21 protein-coding genes are annotated in these 21,304 nt (G+C 40.8%); 12 read left to right on the forward strand and 9 right to left on the reverse strand.

Going from position 1 to position 21,304, the window contains the following annotated elements:
• Nucleotides 1-291: 291 nt before the first annotated feature.
• Complete coding sequence (locus tag B1F84_RS13740; protein ID WP_008466332.1) at nt 292-798, forward strand: ACT domain-containing protein; 507 nt, start codon at nt 292-294, stop codon at nt 796-798.
• A 70-nt stretch (nt 799-868) separates the two neighbouring features.
• On the opposite strand, the gene B1F84_RS13745 is transcribed toward B1F84_RS13740, so the two are convergent.
• The 7 genes from B1F84_RS13745 to B1F84_RS13775 form a co-directional block, all read right to left on the reverse strand.
• Nucleotides 869-1,324, reverse strand: coding sequence for a hypothetical protein (locus B1F84_RS13745; RefSeq protein ID WP_008466330.1), 456 nt, complete (start codon nt 1,322-1,324; stop codon nt 869-871).
• A gap of 143 nt (nt 1,325-1,467) precedes the next feature.
• A complete protein-coding gene (locus B1F84_RS13750) occupies nt 1,468-4,584 on the reverse strand; it encodes an efflux RND transporter permease subunit (protein ID WP_131691743.1) in 3,117 nt (1,038 codons plus the stop codon).
• A gap of 8 nt (nt 4,585-4,592) precedes the next feature.
• The gene (locus tag B1F84_RS13755; RefSeq protein ID WP_131691744.1) at nt 4,593-6,092 is read right to left on the reverse strand and encodes an efflux RND transporter periplasmic adaptor subunit; all 1,500 of its coding nucleotides are present in this window, start codon (nt 6,090-6,092) and stop codon (nt 4,593-4,595) included.
• The gene (locus tag B1F84_RS13760; RefSeq protein ID WP_054202641.1) at nt 6,082-7,407 is read right to left on the reverse strand and encodes a TolC family protein; all 1,326 of its coding nucleotides are present in this window, start codon (nt 7,405-7,407) and stop codon (nt 6,082-6,084) included. Before B1F84_RS13760 ends, B1F84_RS13755 begins: the two co-directional genes overlap by 11 nt.
• Before the next feature lie 108 nt (nt 7,408-7,515).
• Nucleotides 7,516-7,890, reverse strand: coding sequence for a hypothetical protein (locus B1F84_RS13765; protein ID WP_131691745.1), 375 nt, complete (start codon nt 7,888-7,890; stop codon nt 7,516-7,518).
• A 63-nt stretch (nt 7,891-7,953) separates the two neighbouring features.
• A complete protein-coding gene (locus B1F84_RS13770; RefSeq protein ID WP_010391723.1) occupies nt 7,954-8,562 on the reverse strand; it encodes a paraquat-inducible protein A in 609 nt (202 codons plus the stop codon).
• A gap of 53 nt (nt 8,563-8,615) precedes the next feature.
• Nucleotides 8,616-9,890, reverse strand: coding sequence for an HDOD domain-containing protein (locus B1F84_RS13775; protein ID WP_131691746.1), 1,275 nt, complete (start codon nt 9,888-9,890; stop codon nt 8,616-8,618).
• Between the two features lie 262 nt (nt 9,891-10,152).
• On the opposite strand from B1F84_RS13775, the gene B1F84_RS13780 reads away from it, so the two are divergent.
• Both B1F84_RS13780 and B1F84_RS13785 read left to right on the forward strand, forming a co-directional pair.
• Nucleotides 10,153-10,719, forward strand: coding sequence for an alkylphosphonate utilization protein (locus B1F84_RS13780; RefSeq protein WP_008113444.1), 567 nt, complete (start codon nt 10,153-10,155; stop codon nt 10,717-10,719).
• 126 nt (nt 10,720-10,845) lie between these two features.
• Nucleotides 10,846-11,652 (forward strand): META domain-containing protein, encoded by an 807-nt coding sequence (locus B1F84_RS13785; RefSeq protein WP_131691747.1) that lies wholly within the window; start codon nt 10,846-10,848, stop codon nt 11,650-11,652.
• A 69-nt stretch (nt 11,653-11,721) separates the two neighbouring features.
• Here the strand turns inward: B1F84_RS13785 and rlmJ are convergent, their stop codons facing one another.
• The gene (gene rlmJ / locus B1F84_RS13790; RefSeq protein WP_076919415.1) at nt 11,722-12,561 is read right to left on the reverse strand and encodes a 23S rRNA (adenine(2030)-N(6))-methyltransferase RlmJ; all 840 of its coding nucleotides are present in this window, start codon (nt 12,559-12,561) and stop codon (nt 11,722-11,724) included.
• 239 nt (nt 12,562-12,800) lie between these two features.
• Here rlmJ and B1F84_RS13795 point away from each other — a divergent pair, with 239 nt between their 5' ends.
• The 9 genes from B1F84_RS13795 to B1F84_RS13835 all read left to right on the forward strand — a co-directional run bounded on the left by B1F84_RS13795 (nt 12,801) and on the right by B1F84_RS13835 (nt 20,056).
• Nucleotides 12,801-13,031 carry a hypothetical protein gene (locus tag B1F84_RS13795; RefSeq protein ID WP_008466311.1) on the forward strand — a complete coding sequence of 77 codons (231 nt, stop codon included), beginning with the start codon at nt 12,801-12,803 and terminating at the stop codon, nt 13,029-13,031.
• Complete coding sequence (locus tag B1F84_RS13800; RefSeq protein WP_008466310.1) at nt 13,031-13,336, forward strand: cell division protein ZapA; 306 nt, start codon at nt 13,031-13,033, stop codon at nt 13,334-13,336. Before B1F84_RS13795 ends, B1F84_RS13800 begins: the two co-directional genes overlap by 1 nt.
• Nucleotides 13,337-13,390: 54 nt before the next feature.
• Nucleotides 13,391-14,410, forward strand: a complete 1,020-nt coding sequence (locus B1F84_RS13805; RefSeq protein ID WP_131691748.1) for an MBL fold metallo-hydrolase — start codon at nt 13,391-13,393, stop codon at nt 14,408-14,410.
• 56 nt (nt 14,411-14,466) lie between these two features.
• On the forward strand, nt 14,467-15,915 hold the full coding sequence (locus B1F84_RS13810) for a transglycosylase SLT domain-containing protein (protein ID WP_131691749.1): 1,449 nt from the start codon (nt 14,467-14,469) through the stop codon (nt 15,913-15,915).
• A 65-nt stretch (nt 15,916-15,980) separates the two neighbouring features.
• Nucleotides 15,981-16,469 carry a peptidylprolyl isomerase gene (locus B1F84_RS13815; RefSeq protein ID WP_008466307.1) on the forward strand — a complete coding sequence of 163 codons (489 nt, stop codon included), beginning with the start codon at nt 15,981-15,983 and terminating at the stop codon, nt 16,467-16,469.
• A gap of 21 nt (nt 16,470-16,490) precedes the next feature.
• Nucleotides 16,491-17,219, forward strand: a complete 729-nt coding sequence (locus B1F84_RS13820) for an SDR family oxidoreductase (RefSeq protein WP_131691750.1) — start codon at nt 16,491-16,493, stop codon at nt 17,217-17,219.
• Nucleotides 17,216-18,055 (forward strand): amidohydrolase family protein, encoded by an 840-nt coding sequence (locus tag B1F84_RS13825; protein ID WP_131691751.1) that lies wholly within the window; start codon nt 17,216-17,218, stop codon nt 18,053-18,055. Before B1F84_RS13820 ends, B1F84_RS13825 begins: the two co-directional genes overlap by 4 nt.
• A 48-nt stretch (nt 18,056-18,103) precedes the next feature.
• Nucleotides 18,104-19,666, forward strand: coding sequence for a S41 family peptidase (locus tag B1F84_RS13830; RefSeq protein ID WP_131691752.1), 1,563 nt, complete (start codon nt 18,104-18,106; stop codon nt 19,664-19,666).
• Between the two features lie 3 nt (nt 19,667-19,669).
• On the forward strand, nt 19,670-20,056 hold the full coding sequence (locus B1F84_RS13835) for a hypothetical protein (protein WP_036933410.1): 387 nt from the start codon (nt 19,670-19,672) through the stop codon (nt 20,054-20,056).
• 51 nt (nt 20,057-20,107) lie between these two features.
• Here B1F84_RS13835 and B1F84_RS13840 read toward each other — a convergent pair whose 3' ends face one another.
• Nucleotides 20,108-21,283 (reverse strand): mandelate racemase/muconate lactonizing enzyme family protein, encoded by a 1,176-nt coding sequence (locus B1F84_RS13840; protein WP_131691753.1) that lies wholly within the window; start codon nt 21,281-21,283, stop codon nt 20,108-20,110.
• Nucleotides 21,284-21,304: the final 21 nt, after the last annotated feature.

A 21,304-nucleotide genomic window follows, 5' to 3' on the forward strand; every position in this document is an offset into this window, starting at 1 on the left:
GGATTTTAGGCTAAATTGCGATTTTAAATAATATTAAAGTATTGTTTGTAGTAGTAATTGTATTTATTTATGCGTTATTTATGAACTAAATCAATTATTAATTGGACAAACTATTTATCCAAGACAATACTCAATGGGCATCTAATATAACAACAATAAAGTAACCTCTTAAGCTGTAACAATCCTTTTGTGGTTAGCTTTTACATACATTTAGAATCACATACATTAGATCGCATCACTTAATGCCTATGCATTTATTTTTTTCATTTGGGCTTAAAAAAGAGAACTATTATGAAGCAGTTGGTAATAACTATTTTAGGGGAAGATCGCCCCGGTTTAGTAGAAAGTATTTCATCGGTTATATTGGAAAACCACGGCAATTGGTTAAGCAGTAATTTAAGTCACTTACTCGGTCACTTTGCAGGCATCATTCAAGTTGAAGTAGCTGAAGAGCATTTACAGACATTTCAAGATGCGCTTAACGGGCTTCCTAAGTTAGATGTTCGTATTGAAAAGGGTAACATTGAAATTGAGCCTGTAGAGCTGGAGCAACTTAATTTTGTGATTACCGGTAATGATCGCCCTGGTATAGTGCAAGAGCTGGCAAGTGTTATTCGCCATAAAGGCGCGAATATTACAAACTTAAATTCTAGGCAGCAAAGTGCGCCAAACTGGGGAGTGCCTATATTTAGTGCCGTTGCCACCGTGAGCCTACCTAACGGACTGAATAAAGAAGAGGTTATTAACGCACTTGAATCAATTACTAGCGACTTAGTGGTTGATATAGAACAAAGTTAAATTTGCTTTATAATTCAAAACACAAAAAAGGCGCTAGCTATAGCGCCCTTTTTATGAGTAACTCTTAAAGCTACATATCAGCGTGACGATTAATACTTTGCATCATTTGCTTCAAACCTTGCTCTTCTAATTCATGAAGCTGATTTAACTTTTCTTGCGCCTCGGGCGATTGAGCCTTATCCGATAAGTAACTATAAACATCCAGCACTTTTTGATGCTGCGTAGATAAGTATTCTTGAATCGCTTGTGCATTAAGATCTTGGTCTCGGTCTAAATCAGTAAATTGAACAATCTCGTTATTTTCTAAAAAGTATTCATAACAGTAGGTGTTTAAGGTATTAATTTCGCTGATTGCCTTGAATCCAATTAAATCCTCTGCGAGCTTTTTTTCATAATCAACACAATAATCAGCCAGCGCCACATTGCGCTCACCCATTAACTCCCTAACACTAAAGAAATTAGCCGCCATTTGTGTATGAAATTGAACGGTCCAATCGAACACTTCTTGAATTGTTTTTACTTGCATGTGCGTTCCTTACTTTTTAACCCTAATGATTAAATAGATGCGTGAATCATGCCAATAAAAAACACAATAAAATCAGTGGATAAAAAAAAGTTGCCTAACTTGTACTGATATTTTCAGTACAAGTTACACAACCAATGTAAATATTATAGGTTTCGCTTTCGCCACAATAAATACACAGCAGGCAACACCAGCAGTGTTAAAACAATAGCACTGAACATACCACCGACCATAGGTGCCGCTATACGGCTCATTACTTCACTCCCCGTGCCGGTGCCATATAATACAGGTAATAGGCCAATTACTATGGTTGCTACCGTCATCATTACCGGGCGAACACGTAAACCGGCGCCTTCTAATATGGCATGCTTAAGCTGCTCAATACTCAAGCTTTTTCCCACTTGAGAAGCGGCCTCTATCTGCGCTTTATAAGCTTGGTTTAAATACACCAACATAATAACGCCAATTTCAACAGCTACCCCTGCAAGGGCAATAAAGCCGACCCCCACAGCAACAGAGAAGTTAAAGCCTTCTAAGTACATTAGCCAAATGCCACCTATCATTGCTAGTGGTAAAGTCGCCATAATGATAAATACCTCGGTGAAGCTTCTAAAGTTAAGATAAAGCAGCACTACAATAATGGCTAAGGTAAGCGGCAACACATAACTCAGTTTAGCTTTAGCGCGCTCCATGTATTCGTATTGCCCAGCCCAAGTTATAGAGTATCCAGCAGGTAAAATAAGCTGCTCATTCAATAATTGTTGAGCATTTGCTACATAGCTACCAATATCAGTATCTTTAATATCAATAAAGCTCCAACCATTTAAACGGGCATTTTCACTTTTTATGCCAGGCGGACCATCACTAATAAATACATCCGCCACATCAGCAAGTGCAATTCGTTGCCCCGTTGGAGTAACTATAGGTAAAAGCATCAGTTCTTCGGGGGAGTTACGGTACGCTTGCGGATAACGAATATTAACCGGGTAGCGCTCTTGACCCTCAACCGTTTCAGTCACGTTCATGCCACCAATAGCGGTTGCGACTACTTGTTGCACATCAGCAATATTTAAACTGTAGCGCGCTGCTTTTTCACGGTTAATATCTACCTTAATATAACGCCCACCCGCTACACGCTCTGAGTAAACAGACGCTGTACCGGGAAGATCTTTAAGTAATATCTCTATTTGTTGACCTATTTTTTGAATCTTATTCAAATTTGGCCCCGCTACTTTTATACCCACAGGAGTTTTAATCCCTGTAGCCAGCATATCTATCCGCGTTTTAATTGGCATTACCCAAGCGTTAGTCAGCCCAGGAAACTTAACTAAAGCATCCAGCTCTTGTTTGAGTTTTTCAGTGGTCATGCCTTCGCGCCACTGATCTTTAGGCTTAAACTGTATGAAGGTTTCAATCATGGTCAGTGGTGCCGGATCAGTTGCCGTTTCCGCTCGTCCAATTTTACCAAATACGGTTTTCACCTCGGGCACAGTGGCAATCAATTTATCGGTTTGCTGCAATAGCTCGCGCGCCTTACCTATTGAAATTCCTGGATAAGTAGTCGGCATATACATTAGATCCCCCTCATCAAGAGGTGGAATAAATTCACTGCCTATTTTATTTATCGGATAAAAGCCCATTAAAGTGATAACTAGCGCAATCAGCAAGGTACTTTTCGGAAATTTTAATACTAGATTTAACAGCGGCTTATAACTATTTACCAGTAAACGGTTAACTGGATTTTTATTTTCAGAGATCACCTTACCACGAATGAAATAACCCATCAGCACGGGTACTAAGGTAATTGCTAATCCGGCCGAGGCCGCCATTGCATAGGTTTTTGTGTACGCTAATGGCGCAAACATTCGTCCTTCCTGAGCTTCTAAAATAAATACCGGCATAAAACTCACGGTAATTATTAATAAGCTAAAAAATAACGCAGGCCCAACTTCACTGGCAGAGTCAATCACCACTTGCCAACGGTTTTCATCTGTTAGCGGTTTTTTCTCCATGTGCTTGTGCATGTTTTCAATCATCACAATCGCACCATCAGTCATAGCACCAATCGCAATAGCAATCCCGCCTAATGACATGATATTGGCGTTAATTCCCTGCCAATACATAATAATAAAAGCGGTGAGTATGCCTAACGGTAAGGTAATAATAGCCACCAGCGATGAGCGTACATGGAATAAAAACACCACACACACTAAAGCCACTACAATAAGCTCTTCCATTAATTTAGAGGTGAGGTTATCAACTGCGTCTTTTATTAAATGAGAGCGGTCGTACACAGGTACAATTTCAACCCCCTCTGGTAGCCCTTTTTTAAGTGACTCTAATTTAGCTTTAACGAGCTCTATGGTTTTTTGCGCGTTTTCACCAAAACGCATAACCACTACGCCACCTGCCACCTCGCCTTCGCCGTTAAGCTCGGCAACACCGCGGCGCATTTGCGGACCTAGACGCACATTAGCAACATCACGTAACTGTAGTGCAGTACCGTTAGCGTTTATACCTAAAGGAATGGCTTCTAAATCAGCAACACTTTTTACGTAGCCAGTACTGGTGACCATGTATTCAGCTTCTGCCATCTCAACTACCGATGCACCCATTTCTTGATTGCCTTGCTTAATGGCAGTTTGAATAAGGCTTAGCGGAATACCATAAGCACGAAGCTTATCGGGCTGAACGTTTACTTGGTATTGTTTGACCATACCGCCTACCGATGCCACTTCGGACACACCGGGTACAGTTTGCAGTTCAAATTTTAAAAACCAATCTTGTAAACTACGTAGTTGGCTTATGTCATGCTTACCGGTGGTATCAGTGAGTGCATATAAATATACCCAGCCAACGCCGGTGGCATCCGGGCCTAGCTCTGCAATTGCCGTACTAGGTAAGCGCGCAGATACTTGGCTTAAATACTCTTGAACACGGCTTCGCGCCCAATATAAATCGGTGTCTTCATCAAAAATAACGTATACGTAGGAGTCACCAAAAAACGAAAAGCCTCGCACTGTTTGCGCGCCAGGTACCGATAACATCGCCGTGGTTATAGGAAATGTAACCTGATCCTGTACTACTTGCGGTGCTTGCCCAGGATAAGAGGTTTTAACAATAACCTGTACATCGGATAAATCGGGTAAAGCATCTACAGGCGTATTTTTTACAGCATACAAGCCGCCACCAATCAATATAGCGGTCAGTAACAGTACAAAAAAACGATTAACAACAGACCAGCGAATAATTGCAGTAATCATAACCACTCCTACTCGTGCTGACTATGCATAGCATGCACAGAAGTCATTGTATGGATCACAAACTCACCTTGCTCAATACTAAAGGTAAATGTAACTTCATCATTTAGCTTAAACGCCTCAATCGTTACATTTTTTGCTAACACAAAGTCCATAGTTGCAGGTCCACGCCCCCACTTTTCAATTGCCTCACGGCTGATATTCACAACTCGATTGTTAGCATCAATACTGTTAATCACTCCATTCACAGTTGCCATGCTTGGGTTGGTATCACTCATTTGCATATTGCCATGCGAGACTGCTTGCATACGCTTAAAGTCAGAGTTTTTACTCGATTCTGAATCAATTAAAAACTGTGCTGAAGTAACCACTTCATCGTCTGCCATAACACCTGATAAAATTTCGGTATTAGCAGCATCACTTCGCCCTAAAGTTACCTCGACCGATTTAAAACGACCTTCCCCTAGTGCAACTACAACACGGTTTTGGCTACCAGTGCGAATAACAGCTTCTTTAGGTACGATTAACTGTTTTTCAGCTACTTGACTATGAATACTGACTTGAGCAAACATATTAGGCTTTAACTGATGGCCTTGGTTATCAAAGCGCAAACGTACTCTTAAAGTACGATTTTTAGCATCTAAGGTAGGGTAAATATAATCCACTTGCCCTTGCCAGCGTTGGCCACTTAAATAATCGAGTGTCATGGTTACAGGCAAGCCAACACGAATGAGTTCTGCTTGGCGCTCAAATACCTCAGCCTCAACCCATACTTCATCAAGCTGAGCAATACTCATCATTGAGGTATCAGGTTTAACATAAAATCCTTCACGAATATTAAGTTCATCAACAACACCACCTTGGCGGGCATAAAACGTTATGTTTTGCAGTACTTGCTGACCTTTTTGCAGACGTGAAATAAAGCCATCAGACACATTGAGTGATTTTAAACGGGCTTTAGCGGCACGAATTAGCACCGGATTATTGCGCTTTAACGCTAACACAAATTCTTCTTGTGCATTCACTAGCTGTGGTGAATATAAGGTATAAAGTGGCTCATCTTGTTTAACCTGATCACCCGCGGCTTTAACGTATAAGGTTTCGACCCATCCCTCTACGCGCGGATGAATATGAATTAGCTGGTCTTGGTTGTATTGCACATAACCTACCGTGTTAACTTCATTTTCAAGTGCAGCAAACGCAACAGGGGCGGTACGCACACCTAAATTATTAATCACTGTGGGTGAAATTTGAATACTGCCAGGCCCTTCATTTGCGCCACTGTCTGACTCTTCGTAAACAGGCACTAAATCCATGCCCATGGGCGATAAACCAGGTTCATCTCGGCGATAATTACTGTCCATAGGTGCGACCCAATAAAGCGGCTCTTTTTTACTACTGGCTTTACTGTCAGTTGGCATAGAGTGCTCACTAGGTAAGCTTAATAATATCCCCGTAGTTAATGCCGCACTACATATAGCCACCAGTAATAATTTTAAATTAGTATTCATAGCTCGGCTCCTGCTGTGGTGTGTTTTTTAAGCTGGTATCATCAGCACTGGCGTAATAATTTAACCTTGCGATAATTATCTTTTGATCAACATGAATGTTTAGGGCGTCTATCTTGGCATTTAATTGACTAATACGCGCTTGCATCACATCTGAGAAATTACCATCATCGCGAGTGTAGGCATTTAGGGTCGCTTGAGCTTGCTCAGCCATTTGCGGCAGCAGCTTGGCTTGATAAAGCTCGGCGCGCTGATGAAGCCGCGCTAACTGGCTAACTTCCTTAAAGTACATCCCTTGTAGCTTTTTAAGGGCTATTAATTTTTGTGTTTTAGCTTCTTCGCTATCAGCAATGGCAGCATTTACTAGTTGGTCTTGGCGGTTATCGGTAAACAGCGGTAAATCAATACTTATACCCACAGAGAAAAGGTCTGCTCGCGAGCCACCCATGGGCATGTCATCACGATAACCGTACCCCATATTAACGCCAATTTGCGGTTTATAGCCTTGCTCAGCCACACTAATTTGAGTTTGCTTTGCCACTATTGCATTATCCATTGCCATAATTGCAGGGTGCTTTAATAGCATGGTCATTAATTGCTGATACTCTAACTCGGTGTAGTTTTTTAATGCTGTAAGCTCTGAAAAGTCATCACTGACAGGCAGGCTCAGCATAGCGATAGGCAACCATTGTGTTAGCCGCTTTTTAGCACCTTGTAGCTGCTGCTCCAGTTGCATTAATTTATCTTCAAGGCGGGTTAACTCTAATTGCGCTCGAATAATATCTTGTTGGCGTGTTTTGCCCACCGAGCTTACATAGCTTGATTCTGTAATATCAATGAGCTGAGTAAACAAAGCTTTATCTTGCTCAATTAGTGCAATGCTTCGTTGCGCTCTATAAGCATTGAGCCATGACTCAGTAACTATGGTTTTTACTTGCGCGAGTCTATCTTTACGCAGCCAAGGCTCTGCTGCAGCTGACTGAGAAAGGGCCTTTTGTTGAAGTGCTAGGCTATCGCCTCGGCTCAGTGATTGGCTAATTCCCACCTTAAATTGGGTCATATTTTCTTGATCAAAAGCAAAACCATTAGTTGGTAGGTTCATTAACCCTAATGTAAGCACTGGATCAGGTAAGGTTCCTGCGGCAATACTTTTTGCTTCAATTGATGATTGTTTTTGCTTGCTAGCTTTAAGCCAGGGCTCATGGTTTAAGGCATAGTTAATTGCCTCATTTAAACCTAGTTCAGCACTGTGTACAGAGACACTAATACTCAACAAGCTACTTATACACACGGATTTTAATACTGCGAAGTGATTCATCACTTGCTCCACTTAAATTTAAAAATAACGAATGAAAACGATTAAATTTATAAGCAGATAGATGACAAAAAGCTAAATAACTAGATTTTAAATACACCTACCCTGCGATTATGCAGGCATAGGAGGACGGTAAAGAGAACGTGCAAAGTTAACTTGATGCTGTATTACAGCATGTTGCACTTTTTCAGAGGGTAATTTGGAGGCTATAAATAGTGAGTTTACATGCAAGGCTGAATGCGAACTACAAGCACTCATCGGGCAACTGCAATCTTGGGTTAACGTGCTTTGCTCACTACAGCAATCCATAGAAATGGTTGTTGTATCAGCATCGTCACTCATTGCCATCTTACTATGCTGCATCGATTCATGGGTTGCCATGTTCGTATGCGGCATATCACATACCATAGATACAGACGCAACGGCTTGACCCACAAAAGTGAGTAACAAAGTTAGCGTGAGTAAAATACAGTAAATACGTTGCAATGAATTAACCTAAAAATAAATAGACGTTTAAAGTTTATGGGAACTGTGTTTAAAACTCAATAATTAACTGGTTTTTACTACTGGCTTTATGAAGCTACTGGCCGCAATGGCGAACAAGCAATAGCCGGTAAAATACCAAAAACCAGTACCAAACTCAGCATGCATATTAAGTAAATCTTCTGAGTTCGCGTTTGCATTACCAGCCATGTAAGCCACTATTAATGCAATAACAAACACATCCACCATACTCCATTTACTTAAACCGATAATCACCTTACCAAGATTGTGCTTAAACGAAGTCTCCTTCAGCACACAATACAACAATTGAAGCAGCAGCTTAATTGTTGGGATCACCATTGAAAAAAACGCCACTAATATCGCCACTAAGTAGTTTTTGTTATCGGCCAGTTCGTTAACGGTGCCCCAAATACTGCGTGTTTTTTGATAAGCGCTTATCTCGCCTTCAAGTTTATCTAACCCCAACATACTCGAGATCATCATTAGCATATTACGGGTGTTTTGATTCCCTTCATCTGCCAACATTTCAATGCCCGCCTCAGCAAGTTTAGACTTATCAATTTTACCTTCCATACTCAGTACGGGCTGAGTCACCCCGGGAATTAATAAAGCTAAGGCAATTAAAATAGTGGTAATAGGTAAAAATAAACGCATGGTGTAATACTAAGTAAAATCAATATGTGCCAATCATACCCAAACGTTTTGCGTTAGTCTTGCTCAATAATGGTGGCTAATAACTCATCCGCATATTGGCGTGCATCTAACATGGCTGTATACACCAGCTCTATATTTGATGCAGGTCGAATAGTCTCTAACAACTTTTTAGCCAATTGCCAATTATCTTCCTCTACCGCTTTTATTAAATGTAAAGAATTACCCATCATGCCTTCAAAACTTAATAGTGCACCAGATAACTCAGCCCCTAAACTAAACTCTTTAGCAATAGCTTCCAGTTCCATATCTAAAATAGCATCAAGCACCGACATTAAGCCGACTAAATAACCTTGTTCTGCAATGACTTTTCCGCCTGGTTCTAAAATTATTTGCATGAACTGCGCTCGACATAAGCCTAAACGAGTAAGTTCACTGGGCTTGTCTGAGCCAAGTTCGCTTAGCGCCAATACTCGTACAAACTTTCTAATAGAGTCTTCCCCTAAATACACAACCGCCTGAGGAATAGACGTTATCACTAAATTTTTATTAGCAGAGCGAGCATTCACTAGTTTTAGGACGCGTGCAGTCAAACCGACATCTTTAGAAATGCGTTGATTAATTTCATTAAAATCTAAGTCTGTGCGGGATGTGCAACGCAGTAAGTCTAAAACAGCCATTTTTAAGGGTTCAATATTGCTGTAACTCAGCATTTCTGGATGTGCAAAAAAGAACCCTTGAAAATAATCGCATCCAGCCTCTTTCAGTTGCCTGAACTCTTCATAAGTTTCAATTCGCTCTACCACTATTTTAATATTAGGAAAGTTCCGTTTAAGTTTTTTCAGCAGCATGCTGGTTTTTATTACGGGTTCTTCAACTTCAAGCTTTATAAAATCTACCAAACCGAGCAAAGGTTGCCATTTTTCGTGTGCGTCGTAATCATCTAACGCAAATACATACCCTTCCTTTTTTAACTCGGTTACTCGTTGAGCAACCAGCTCTATATTTTCAGTGCGCTCAACAATTTCAATTACGGTATTTTCTGGCTGCAATAATTTAGGTAAATCCTCTAAAAGCCCCTCACTCGATAAATTAATAAACGCAGTTTTATTGAGCGTTAGCTTTTCAATACCAACCAGCATTAGCGCATTAAAAAAAAGTCGTCCTGTAGCTTGCCCGTCAGTTGTTCCTACAGGAAAAGCATTATTAACTGAATCGCGATAGAGCAACTCATAAGCAAAAATGCTTTTATCACCGTCAAAAATTGGTTGCCGAGCAATATATTGAGTGACCAAAATAGATGAATTTTTTACGTCTGAAATATTTGGCATTAACCTTCCTGCTTAACAGTGATGTCATCATTATTTTTATTATTTAATCAGTATAGTGAAACTTTAAATACTTGCAGTAATTTTAATTAGATTAAAAAACAAGCAGGTAAGTTTAAATTTATACACTTAAAACCAGCAGATTAGTATCCTTATTTTTTATAAGGTTTTATTGCTTGTCGCCGCCCTGAGCATACCCAAAACCTGTGCTTATAAGGTATAATATAGGCACTATTTACTTATAAACTCACAAGAGCCACCAAAAATGAGCATTGAACAAGCCTTAATAGAGCGTAGCAGTAACCAATGTGAACTCTGCGCAGCAACCAACAACTTAACTGTTTACGAAGTCCCTCCTGTTACAGAAGCTCATTCAGATAAATGCATTTACACCTGTCAAACATGTAAAGATCAAATAGAGGGCAATAGCGATTTAACCCCAACCCATTGGCATTGCTTAAATGACAGTATGTGGAGTCAAACACCGGCGGTACAAGTTGTGGCTTATCGCATGCTGACTCAGTTAGCAGCTGATAACGGCTGGGCACAAGACGCGCTTGATATGATTTACCTTGAAGAAGATACATTAACATGGGCGCAGCAAGCACTTGCTGAAGATGATGATATTAAACACATTGATAGCAATGGTGTGGTACTACAAGCTGGCGACACCGTCACGTTAATAAAAGATTTAGATGTGAAAGGTAGTAGCTTAACAGCAAAACGCGGTACTGCCGTTCGCAATATTGGCTTAACCAGCAACCCTGAACATATTGAAGGGCGTGTTGATGGACAGCGTATTGTAATTTTAACTAAATACGTAAAAAAATAAGTAACGAATCAAGGCGCGTAGCGCCTTTTTTTATATCTCAACTTTCTGTATTTGCTAGTTAAGCAATGATTAAGCAATTCAACCGTATGCTAACGATCATATACCATACTCCATCAAGGAACTACTATGTTCTCATCTAAGCCAAATTCAATGTTAAAGTCGATTGCAGGCCTGTGTTTTATATCAAGTGGCGCACTTATGCTGAGCGCATGTAACGACGATACCGCACAGCAAACTAGCGCTGTGACGCAAACAACAGCTACCTTACCGGTGCAAGTTAGTTACTTAGATCGCAGTCTATTAGCGCCTAATTCACAGCTAATCGTTACCTTGGTTGATGTGTCAAAAATGGATGTGGCAGCAACCGTAATTTCTGAGCAGGTGATTGATTTAGTGGGCGCACCGCCTTATCAAGTAGAGCTTGAGTACAACCGTGAAAAAATTGATCAAACTCACCGCTATAGCGTACGTGCAACCATTAATAATCAAGGAAACTTGCTATACACCAGCACAACCAGTAACTCGCCTTTTGCTGATACTAGCTCATCTGAACCTTTAGAGATTATTGTTTCAAAAGTAGCGCCAAAGCCAGACGTTGATTTAGTAAATACCTACTTCAAAGCAGTTTCAATCGACGGCAACCCCGTTGTAGTGAATACCAAAGAACTATTTATTCAATTTAATAGTGACAACACTGTGCACGGCTTTTTAGGGTGCAATAACTTTAATGGCGGTTATGAAGTATCGAAGCAAGCAGTGACTTTTACGCAGTTAGCTACCACGCAAAAAATGTGTCATGACTATATGGAACAAGAAAGCGCGATGGCGGCTGTGCTTCAGGCAGCAACGCAATGGCAAATTAATGGTGAAAAATTAGTATTACAAAATGAGGCAGGCAACCAACTTGCTACCTTTAACGCTGTTTACTTTTAATTAAGCGTAACGATACTCCGCATCTAAGTAGATCAGTATAAAGCCCAGTTAAACTGGGCTTTTTTATTTTTATTCGGCGACTAACTGCTCGCTACGGTAAAAGCCACCTGGCTTACTCAACAAACTTACTAGTTCAGGCAACACGTCATCCATTGCTTGCTTTAATTTCCATGGTGGGTTTATTACTATCATTCCAGAGGCGGTCATACCATGTACATCAGTATCAGCTTCGGTACCTAATTCAAATAATTGAATATTTCTAATTCCCGCGTCAATTAATCCCTGCTCCATAGTATCAATACGTTCTCTGTCTACAACCGGATACCAAATCATGTAAGTCCCTGTCGCGAAGCGCTGATGGGCTTTTACAATGGTTTGTACTACCGTGTTGTAATCGTCTTTTATTTCATAAGGTGGGTCTATTAACACGCAGGCTCTGCGTGAAGCTGGCGGTAATAAACCAATTAAGCCCGCAAACCCATTTTCGCCGCGCACCCGAATAGAGCGTTTACCTTGCATGTTTTCTTCAAGTAATACCAAATCTCGCGGATGCAACTCAAAAAACCAGCCCTTATCTTGACGACGTAAAAAGTGTTCGGCGATTTTTGGTGAGCCTGGGTAAAACGCCAGAGACGAGCTCTCATTAAACGATTTTATTAACTCAATGTAGTCATTTAGTGCGCTATGCTGACTAGTATGTTGCCAAAGTTTTTCAATACCGTCTTGGTACTCTTGGGTTTTTTGCGCGTCTGGTGCTGCCAGTTCAAAAAAACCAGCCCCCGAATGCGTATCAATATAGTCAAGCGGCTTATCTTTTATAGTTTGATAACCCAGCACTTGCGCTAGTACTAAATGTTTAAGTACATCGGCAGGGTTACCCGCATGAAAGGAGTGTCTGTAACTAAGCATTATTTATTTTCGCCATACGCTATTTAATAAAATTAGTGAACCATAAAGCACACTACTTTGGCAATCGATACCAGCTTTAGCTAGTGTTTACGTGAACCATTTATGAATGAAAAAGCCAATAACATGAATTATCCCTTAACATAGAATAAAAATCACCTAAAACCAGCGTAAATGCTGGCAAATAAACACACTTTGCTTTACATTTGCATGACATTAATTACAGTTATATGAGCGCATTTATGAACAACAATACTCTTCAACAACTCGAACAACTGATCGACCAACTAATTACCCGTAATAATCAGTTGCAAACTGATATTTCAGAGCTTAAAGAACAAAATAGTAAACTGCTTGATGAAAATGAATTATTACAGTTAGAGGCTCTCGAAAACGAAGAAAAGCAAAAAGATGCAAGCACCACCTTGTCATCATTATTAGATAAATTACAAAGCGCACAACAGGCAAGCTAATGTCTGAGCTGCAAAACCAGCGAGTCACTGTTGAATTGCTTGGGAAAGAGCAGCAATTTGCTTGTCCGGCTGGGCAAGAAGAGGCACTAAAAGCGGCCGCTAAAAATTTGAATGATTTAGTTGAACAAATGAAACAACGTTCAACGGTCAGAAACGATCAAAAAGCATTATTAATGGCTGCGTTGAACTTAAGCCACGAATTGCTTGAAGCAAAAACGCAAAAATCAGTTGAACTTGAACATCAAGATCAACTGATTGATAAGCTGAGTCAGTACTTAAGCTCGAACCCTGAGCACATTAAATAAAAGCGCATTTTGCGCTTTTATTGTTTTTACCGTCAAAATACAGCTAGAGAAAAGATGAAACCATTTTTAACTAAAGCTCAAAAAATAGGTAAGTGCTTACTGCCTTTAATCGGCCTATTTATACATACAAAAAGCAATGCAGCAGTTGAGTGGCAATCGTTATCGGCTAATATTCAATTTATCCAGCAGCCAGATAGGTTACGTTTTTACGACTCTAATCAAGTGTTAATTCAGGGCAGTGAATGTGCCTTACTGGTAGATGCCAGTGGTAACTTTGCAGCAGTAGAACAACTGGTTACCGAACTAAAACAACAGCTAAAGACACCTTTATGTTACTTGGTTGCCACTCATTTTCATGACGATCACTTGCTGGGCATGGCGGTTATGCAGCATTACTTCCCAGACGCAAAACTGATTACTCACCAACAAGTCGCTAACGATTTTTCCCGTTATCAGCAAGCATTAACAGACAAGCTAGAGGGGTTCGAGAAAAGCATTGAGCTGAGCTATCAGCGATTAGCCACCTTACCCGATGCTGAGCAAACTCAATGGCGAGAAAAGCTCACTCGCGCTAAAACACGCTTATTTCGCTGGCAAGGCTATCAACTAACACCACCAAAAATGAGTATTAGTGAATCTAAAACATTAGATTTAGGTGGCTATACGCTCACTATAAGCCCGCATCAGGCACATACTAATGGCGATTTAACATTACTTGCCGACAAGGGTAAAACCTTAATAGGTGGTGATATAATTGACTGGCTACCCTACCCAGGGCATGGCGAGCTTAAGCAATGGCAAAACTTATTAAAAAAATATATAAATAATAATACGCTGTCACTTTTTATTCCTGGGCATGGCAATTTGGTAGATAAAGTTAAATTAAAACAATCACTCACGTTTTTAGAAGCAATTACGGAGCATGCTAAAAACAACCCCGACGCCAATATTGAGCAATTACAAAAAAACTTTCCAAGTGAAGCTCTAAAACCTTATCAACAAGAACCACTTGATATAAAATCAAGTCACTTGTTTTTGCAATCGGGATTACTTCGCGCTAAAAACAGCCAATAACTGAACACAATGGATTGTGTTAAAATATGGAAATATATTTTTTAAAAAGGAACAAAATGCGTCACTTGATCTTATGCTTTGCCATTGTATTGCTATGTAGCTGTAAAACCACACAGCCAGAGATCATTGCGCCTGTAGTCCCTGCACCCGTAGAACAAAAAGCCGCACAATCAAACACGCCAACCTCTACAAACACCAACAAAGTTATTAATAAAAAAACAATACCTAAAGCCCTAAAAGTGACTCAACCGACTGACTTATGGGCACATATTGCTGATAACTTACATTTACCGGTTGAGCAAAATCAGGCGTTAAAAAAACGCATTAACTGGTATTTAAAACAGCCGAATTATTTAAAAATAGTGTCTCGCCGTGCAGAGCCTTTTTTATATCATATCGTAAAAAAAGTAGAGCAAAAGCAGCTCCCCATGGAACTGGCATTACTGCCATTTGTAGAAAGTGGCTTTAGGCCTACCGCCCGCTCAAGTGAGCACGCTGTGGGTGTGTGGCAACTGGTTGCAGCAACCGCGCATCATTTTGGGGTTAAATCTGATCAATGGTACGACGGACGCCAAGATGTATTGGCCTCAACCGATGCGGCACTTGATTACTTAAGCTATTTACATAAGCGTTTTGATGGTAATTGGCTGCATGCACTTGCTGCCTATAATACCGGTGAAGGTCGAGTTAAGCGCGCTATAAAACGCAATCAAAAACGAGGTAAATCAACTGACTTTTGGGCACTAACCCTACCAAATGAAACAGCTGACTATGTACCAAAACTATTAGCACTAAGCTATTTAGTAAAACACCCTAAGGCAAAGTTTAAACGCCCAAAGCTTCCTTATAAAGCACTGACTACCTCGTTAAATGTGGCAAAACAGTTTGATTTTTCAATTATGGCCAAGCTCTCTGGTATGGGTGCAAAACAGCTACATGCTCTTAATCGAGGCTATTTAAAAAACCAAAGCTCACCCCATGGCCCGCACACTTTGCTACTCCCTATTGAGCAACAAGCTTTATTAAAAAACCGCTTTTTTAAAGCCAATTTTGCAGGGGAATACATAGTCAAAAAAAATGACACGCTATACGGTATTGCTAGGCATTTTGGCTTGCCCTTAAAAGTACTAAAACAGCTCAATAATAAGCAAAATAACTTTATTGGCGTTGGCGAAAAACTTGTTTTAGGGGAGCCGCAAACTTTGCCTGAGTCGCTCACTATTAACTATAAAATAAGTCCTTACTTAGAACAAAAAGAGCAAATCATTCCAACCATCGAGGTAGATTACCACGTAAAACCCGGTGATAACCTTTGGAATATAAGTCAGTTATACGGCGTTGCTCATAGCGATTTAGCGCGTTGGAATAAATTATCTGCCTCAAGCGTATTAAAACCTGGGACTCAGTTGGTTTTATTTATACCTCAAGCCGCTACGCCAAAAACTACACCGGCGAAAAAAGACCTGTTACTCGACTTACAAAATACATTAAATCATCCACGTTAAGTTTCTAAAGCGCAGTATTTCGCGTAAAATTGCCTTTAATTAATTTAAATCTTAAAGAGACATGCATGCAAATCAGTAAAAATTCGGCCGTTGAATTTCATTACACCCTAAGCGAAGCGGGTGAACAAATCGAAAGCAGCCTAAACGACGCGCCATTAAGTTATATTCACGGCAGCGAAGGCATGCTACCCGGTTTAGAAACCGCACTTGAAGGTAAAGCCGCTGGTGATAAATTTAGCGTTACGTTATCTCCAAGTGAATCATACGGTGAGCGTGTTGATGACTTAATTCAGCGCATTCCGCTTAAGCACCTTCAAGGTGATGTAAAAGTGTGGAAACCAGGCATGACTGCTATGGTGCAATCAAACCAAGGTCGCCACCAAGTAACCATTGTAAAAGTAGGCCGCTTTAATGCAGATTGTGATTTAAACCACCCATTTGCTGGTAAAACGCTGACTTTTGATGTTGAGGTTGTCTCAGTTCGTGAAGCAACAAACGAAGAGATTTCTCACGGCCATGTTCATGCTGAAGGTGGTTGCGGCCACGCACATTAATTGCTAATTAAAGGAACAAGTATGTCAAAAGTTGCAATAGTAACCGGTGGCTCTAAAGGCATTGGCTTTGCTGTGGTTCAGCGATTATTAACGAGCGGCTATCAGGTTCATAACTTAGATATTGAGCCCAGTGAGAGTGGTGTTTTTCATCAATGTGATGTTAGTGATGTAACCGCCGTACGCCTGTGTATACAGGCTATTATTGAAAAAACACAACGAATTGATGTACTTGTTTCAAATGCTGGTAAACATTTAAGTGCCACAATTGAGCAAACCGATGAAGCGACATTCGATGCGCTAATGGCACTTAATGTTAAAGGTGCGTACGCGGCTATACAAAGCGTATTACCAACTATGAAAGCACAGCAAGATGGCGCTATTGTGTTAATTGCCTCAGATCAGGCCATTATTGGTAAACAAAACTCATTTGCTTATAACCTGACTAAACATGCATTGGCTTCAATGGCTAAAACCACCGCCTTGGATTACGCAAGCTTTAATATTCGCGCTAATGCAGTGTGCCCTGGCACCATAGAAACGCCGTTATTTCATAATGCAATTGATGCATATTGTAAAAGAAGTGGTGCTAACAAAACCGATATTGTTGCAGAAGAAGCCGCCTTACAACCGCTCAACCGTTTAGGTCAAGCCGATGAAGTTGCTGCACTGGTAAGCTTTTTAGTAAGTGCAGATGCCAGCTTTATTACTGGTAGCTTACAACGTATTGATGGCGGCTACACAGCACAATGAGCACTAAAATTATTGACCCGCATCTGCACTTTTTTAATTTGCTGGAGGGTCAATACACTTGGCTGCAAGGTGCTAACCCACCAGCTTGGTCTAACTTAGATAAAATAAAACAACCGATTAGCGTTGCTGAACTGATCAAAAGTACGGACTTTGAACTCGTTGGTTTAGTGCACATAGAAGCAGGCTTTGATAATAACCAGCCCGTTAAAGAGTTAAACTGGTTAGCCAACCATATTAAAACCATACCTTATAAAGCGATTAGCTTTGCAACAATTAACCAGCCAAATAACGCATTTAAACTAGCACTTCAGCAGCTAGAACATTGCTCTCTTGTAGGCATTAGAGATATCACTGAAGGTTATGATGCCGAGCGCTTATTGAGCCCACATTGCCTCGATAACCTGCGGCACTTGAGCCAATTAAAGCTGCATTTTGAAGCCCAATTTGAAGTAGAAAACCTCAACATCACCGAGCGGCTCATTTCTTATGCCAACCAAGTTAGTGACTTACAAATAATCATTAATCACACTGGGCTTGCACACAACCTTGCTAACTGGGCAGCTGCAATTGAACTACTTGCAAAGCAGCCTAATGTTGCGATTAAGTTTTCAGGTTTTGAGTTACTCATGCTTAATAGCGAGCAGCAAAGCCAATGTTTTAAACATATATTAAAGCATTTTGGTATGCAAAGAGTGATGTTTGCTAGCAACTTCCCAGTGTGCCAAATTAACATTAACTACAATGAGTTATGGCAACATTACCGCACTCTATGTGACGATACTATTATCTGGCAGCACCTGAGTTACAAAAATGCAGCGCGCCTCTATCAACTCTAAATAAAAACCGCTATATTTAGCTCAACAGTTTAAAAAACGAGCATGCGTATGGCCATTTTTAATTCATCTTCTCTTAAATACACATTACTCCCTTTTTCGCTAGCCGCTTTATTAACAGGTTGTGGCGGTGGAGGTAGCGACAATGCGACCAACCCAACAACGGATAATAGCGGCTGGACTTCAGGTGTATTTGCTAGCTCAGGACAATTTAAAGGTCAATGCCAAGCAATTAATGAAAAAAACTGGCTACGCTCTTGGAGTAACGAAACCTACCTGTGGTATGACGAAATTATTGATACCAATCCGGCATTAACGTCAGGCGTTATTGATTACTTTAATACTTTAAAAACTGAGCAACTGACTGAATCGGGTGCGCAAAAAGATAATTTTCACTTTAGTTTGCCGACCGATGAATGGCAAAGACAAAGCCAATCTGGCCTGAGCTTTGGTTATGGCTTTAACATAAAAATAATTGCAGGTAGTGCGCCGCGTCAAGCTGTTGTTAGCTACACCGAGCCAAATACCCCAGCTAGTAATCAAAATATTATTAGGGGTTTTGAGCTTTTAGAAGTTGATGGTGTTGATTTTATTAACACCACCTCATCAAGCGAGGTGGGGATCATTAATGCAGGTTTATTCCCCGAGCAAACGGGTAAAGTTACCGAATTTGTATTTAGGGATATCAGTACCAATGAAAATCGCACTGTTACGCTCACGTCTCAAAATATCGAATCGCAACCAGTAATGAATGTTCGTACCGATTTAGCCGATGGTGATGTAGGTTATTTTCAATTTAATAGCCACAACGCCATAGCCGAGACACAGCTTTACAACGCCTTTAACCAACTCGCTGCCAGTAGCATTAAAGATTTAGTCATTGATGTGCGCTATAACGGGGGAGGATTATTACAAATGGCTAGCCAAGTAGGCTACATGGTAGGGGGCAGTAACACGCAGGGCAAAATATTTGAACGCACTATTTTTAACGATAAATACCCCAATACTAACCCTGTGACAGGGCAAACACTGACACCGATGCCTTTTACAAATCGTTTTGTTGGCTTTGAAAATAATCCTGCAATTGTAGCAGGCACGCCGTTACCCACCTTGAACTTGGAAAGGGTATTTTTACTCACCACCAGCAGTACCTGCTCGGCTAGTGAGGCTATCATTAACGGGCTGCGCGGAGCAGATGTTGAAATTATTCAGATAGGCGCAGGCACCTGTGGTAAACCCTATGGCTTTTACCCTACCGATAACTGCGACACCACTTATTTTACCATTCAATTTACTGGCGAAAACAATAAAGGTTTTGGTGAGTATTCAGATGGCTTTGCACCGCAAAATACTATTGATGACGCACGCCAACCTGTTCGTATTGCAGGTTGTGCTGTTGCTGATGACTTTACTAAACGCTTAGGTGATGCAAGTGAAGGCTTACTCGATACTGCGCTGAGCTATAGAGCAACTGGCAGTTGCCCAGCTCCAAGCTCGATAAATAGTGTTCTTGGTTTTGCGCCCACTATCGCCACCGATATACCAGAAGTAAAAGATATGCGAATTCAAACCATGCTGGAACAAAATACTATTCTTAGTGATAACATGAGATAAGCAATGAACATATTATTAGCAATAAGCATGGCTGCAGCGACATTAGGGCTAACGGGTTGCTTAGCGCAAAGCTCAGAACCCACACCTAAGTTGCAACATGCGTTACTGGTTGAGCCAAATAGCGCTAAAGTAGCCGAGGCTATTACGCAACTGCTACATAGCTCGCAGGTTCAATTAGCCGATGACGTTTTTGTAACTTCAAGCACAGTTACGCTTGAGCAACTTAATCACAAAAACTCTCAGGGAAATCCGATTATGGGCAAGCAACTTAATATGCCGGATCAGTTTGAACTGATGATTAAGGGAGAGCGCTGTTTTGTTCGCCACCTTGATAGCAAAGCAACCATTGAACTAAAACAGGTGCTTTGTAAAATAAATCCACAGCGATAAAAAAGCCGGTAAGTGAGTTATCACTTACCGGCTATTCATAAATAGAGCTATCTATTTTATTTCTACGCGTTGTGAGCGCATAACAATTTCATCGTTAAGCTCAATCCCAAGACCTGGTTCTTCTGATACCTCAAAAAAGCCATTTTTAGGTTGTGGATCTTGTAAGCACAGCTCTCTGTTCCACTTTTTAATCGCATAAGTATGATGTTCATGAATTAAAAAGTTAGGGATTGCTGTTTCTAAATGTAATGCTGCCGCGGTTGCAACCGGCCCACCACACACGTGTGCCTGAATACGCACGTCAAAAATATCGGCGTAATCACATACTTTTTTTGTTTCAGTAAAGCCACCACATAAACCAATATCTGGCTGTAGTACATCAATGCTTTGATCTTCTAAATATGGACGCACGCCCCAACGGTTATATAAGCGCTCGCCGCCTGCAATAGGTACAGCCACTTTATCAGCCACTTTGGCATGTAACGAATGGTTCAAATAATTCACTGGCTCTTCAAAATACATACAGTCGAATTCTTCTGCAATCTCACCAATTTGAATTGCTGATGTCGCACCCGGTAAACTGTGGCATTCAAAAATAATATCGACTTCGTCACCCACGGCTTCACGAATAGCTTGCATACGGGCACGGTATAGTTTCATTTCTGCACGAGAAATAATATTTGTGCGGTCGTAATAGGTGTTGCCATCTTTATCATATTGAATTGGGTCAACTTTTACTGCATCGTAACCTTCTGCAATTGCCTTAAGCGCCGCTTCGGCATATTCTTGTGGCTGCACCAATGCTTTAAATTCGCTGTCCCAGTCAAACTGTAACTGTGATGCATAAGTACGTAGTTTGTCGTTAACTTTACCACCAAGCAACTGATACACAGGTAAACCCAATGCTTTACCCTTTATATCCCAAAGCGCAGTATCAATCGCACTCATTGCAGCATAAACTACCGGCCCACCACCTAAACCCCAAAAGCTTTCACGCAACATACGTGACCATAGTTTTTCAGTTTGAAACGGGTCATGGCCAATTAAAAAGGCATCCGCCATTTCTTTGATCATCGCAGCAGCAGCGCTGTGACCTAAGTCATAGGCAAGACCGGCTTCACCTACACCGCTAATCCCTTCATCGGTATGAATGCGAACAAATACCGGCGTCCATGCAGGACGTTCAGGACAATGAATATCAAAGACTTCAACGCGATTTACTTTCATAAAAAATTCCTTATTAACCTT

Source organism: Pseudoalteromonas sp. DL-6 (assembly GCF_004328665.1).
Classification (GTDB): domain Bacteria; phylum Pseudomonadota; class Gammaproteobacteria; order Enterobacterales; family Alteromonadaceae; genus Pseudoalteromonas.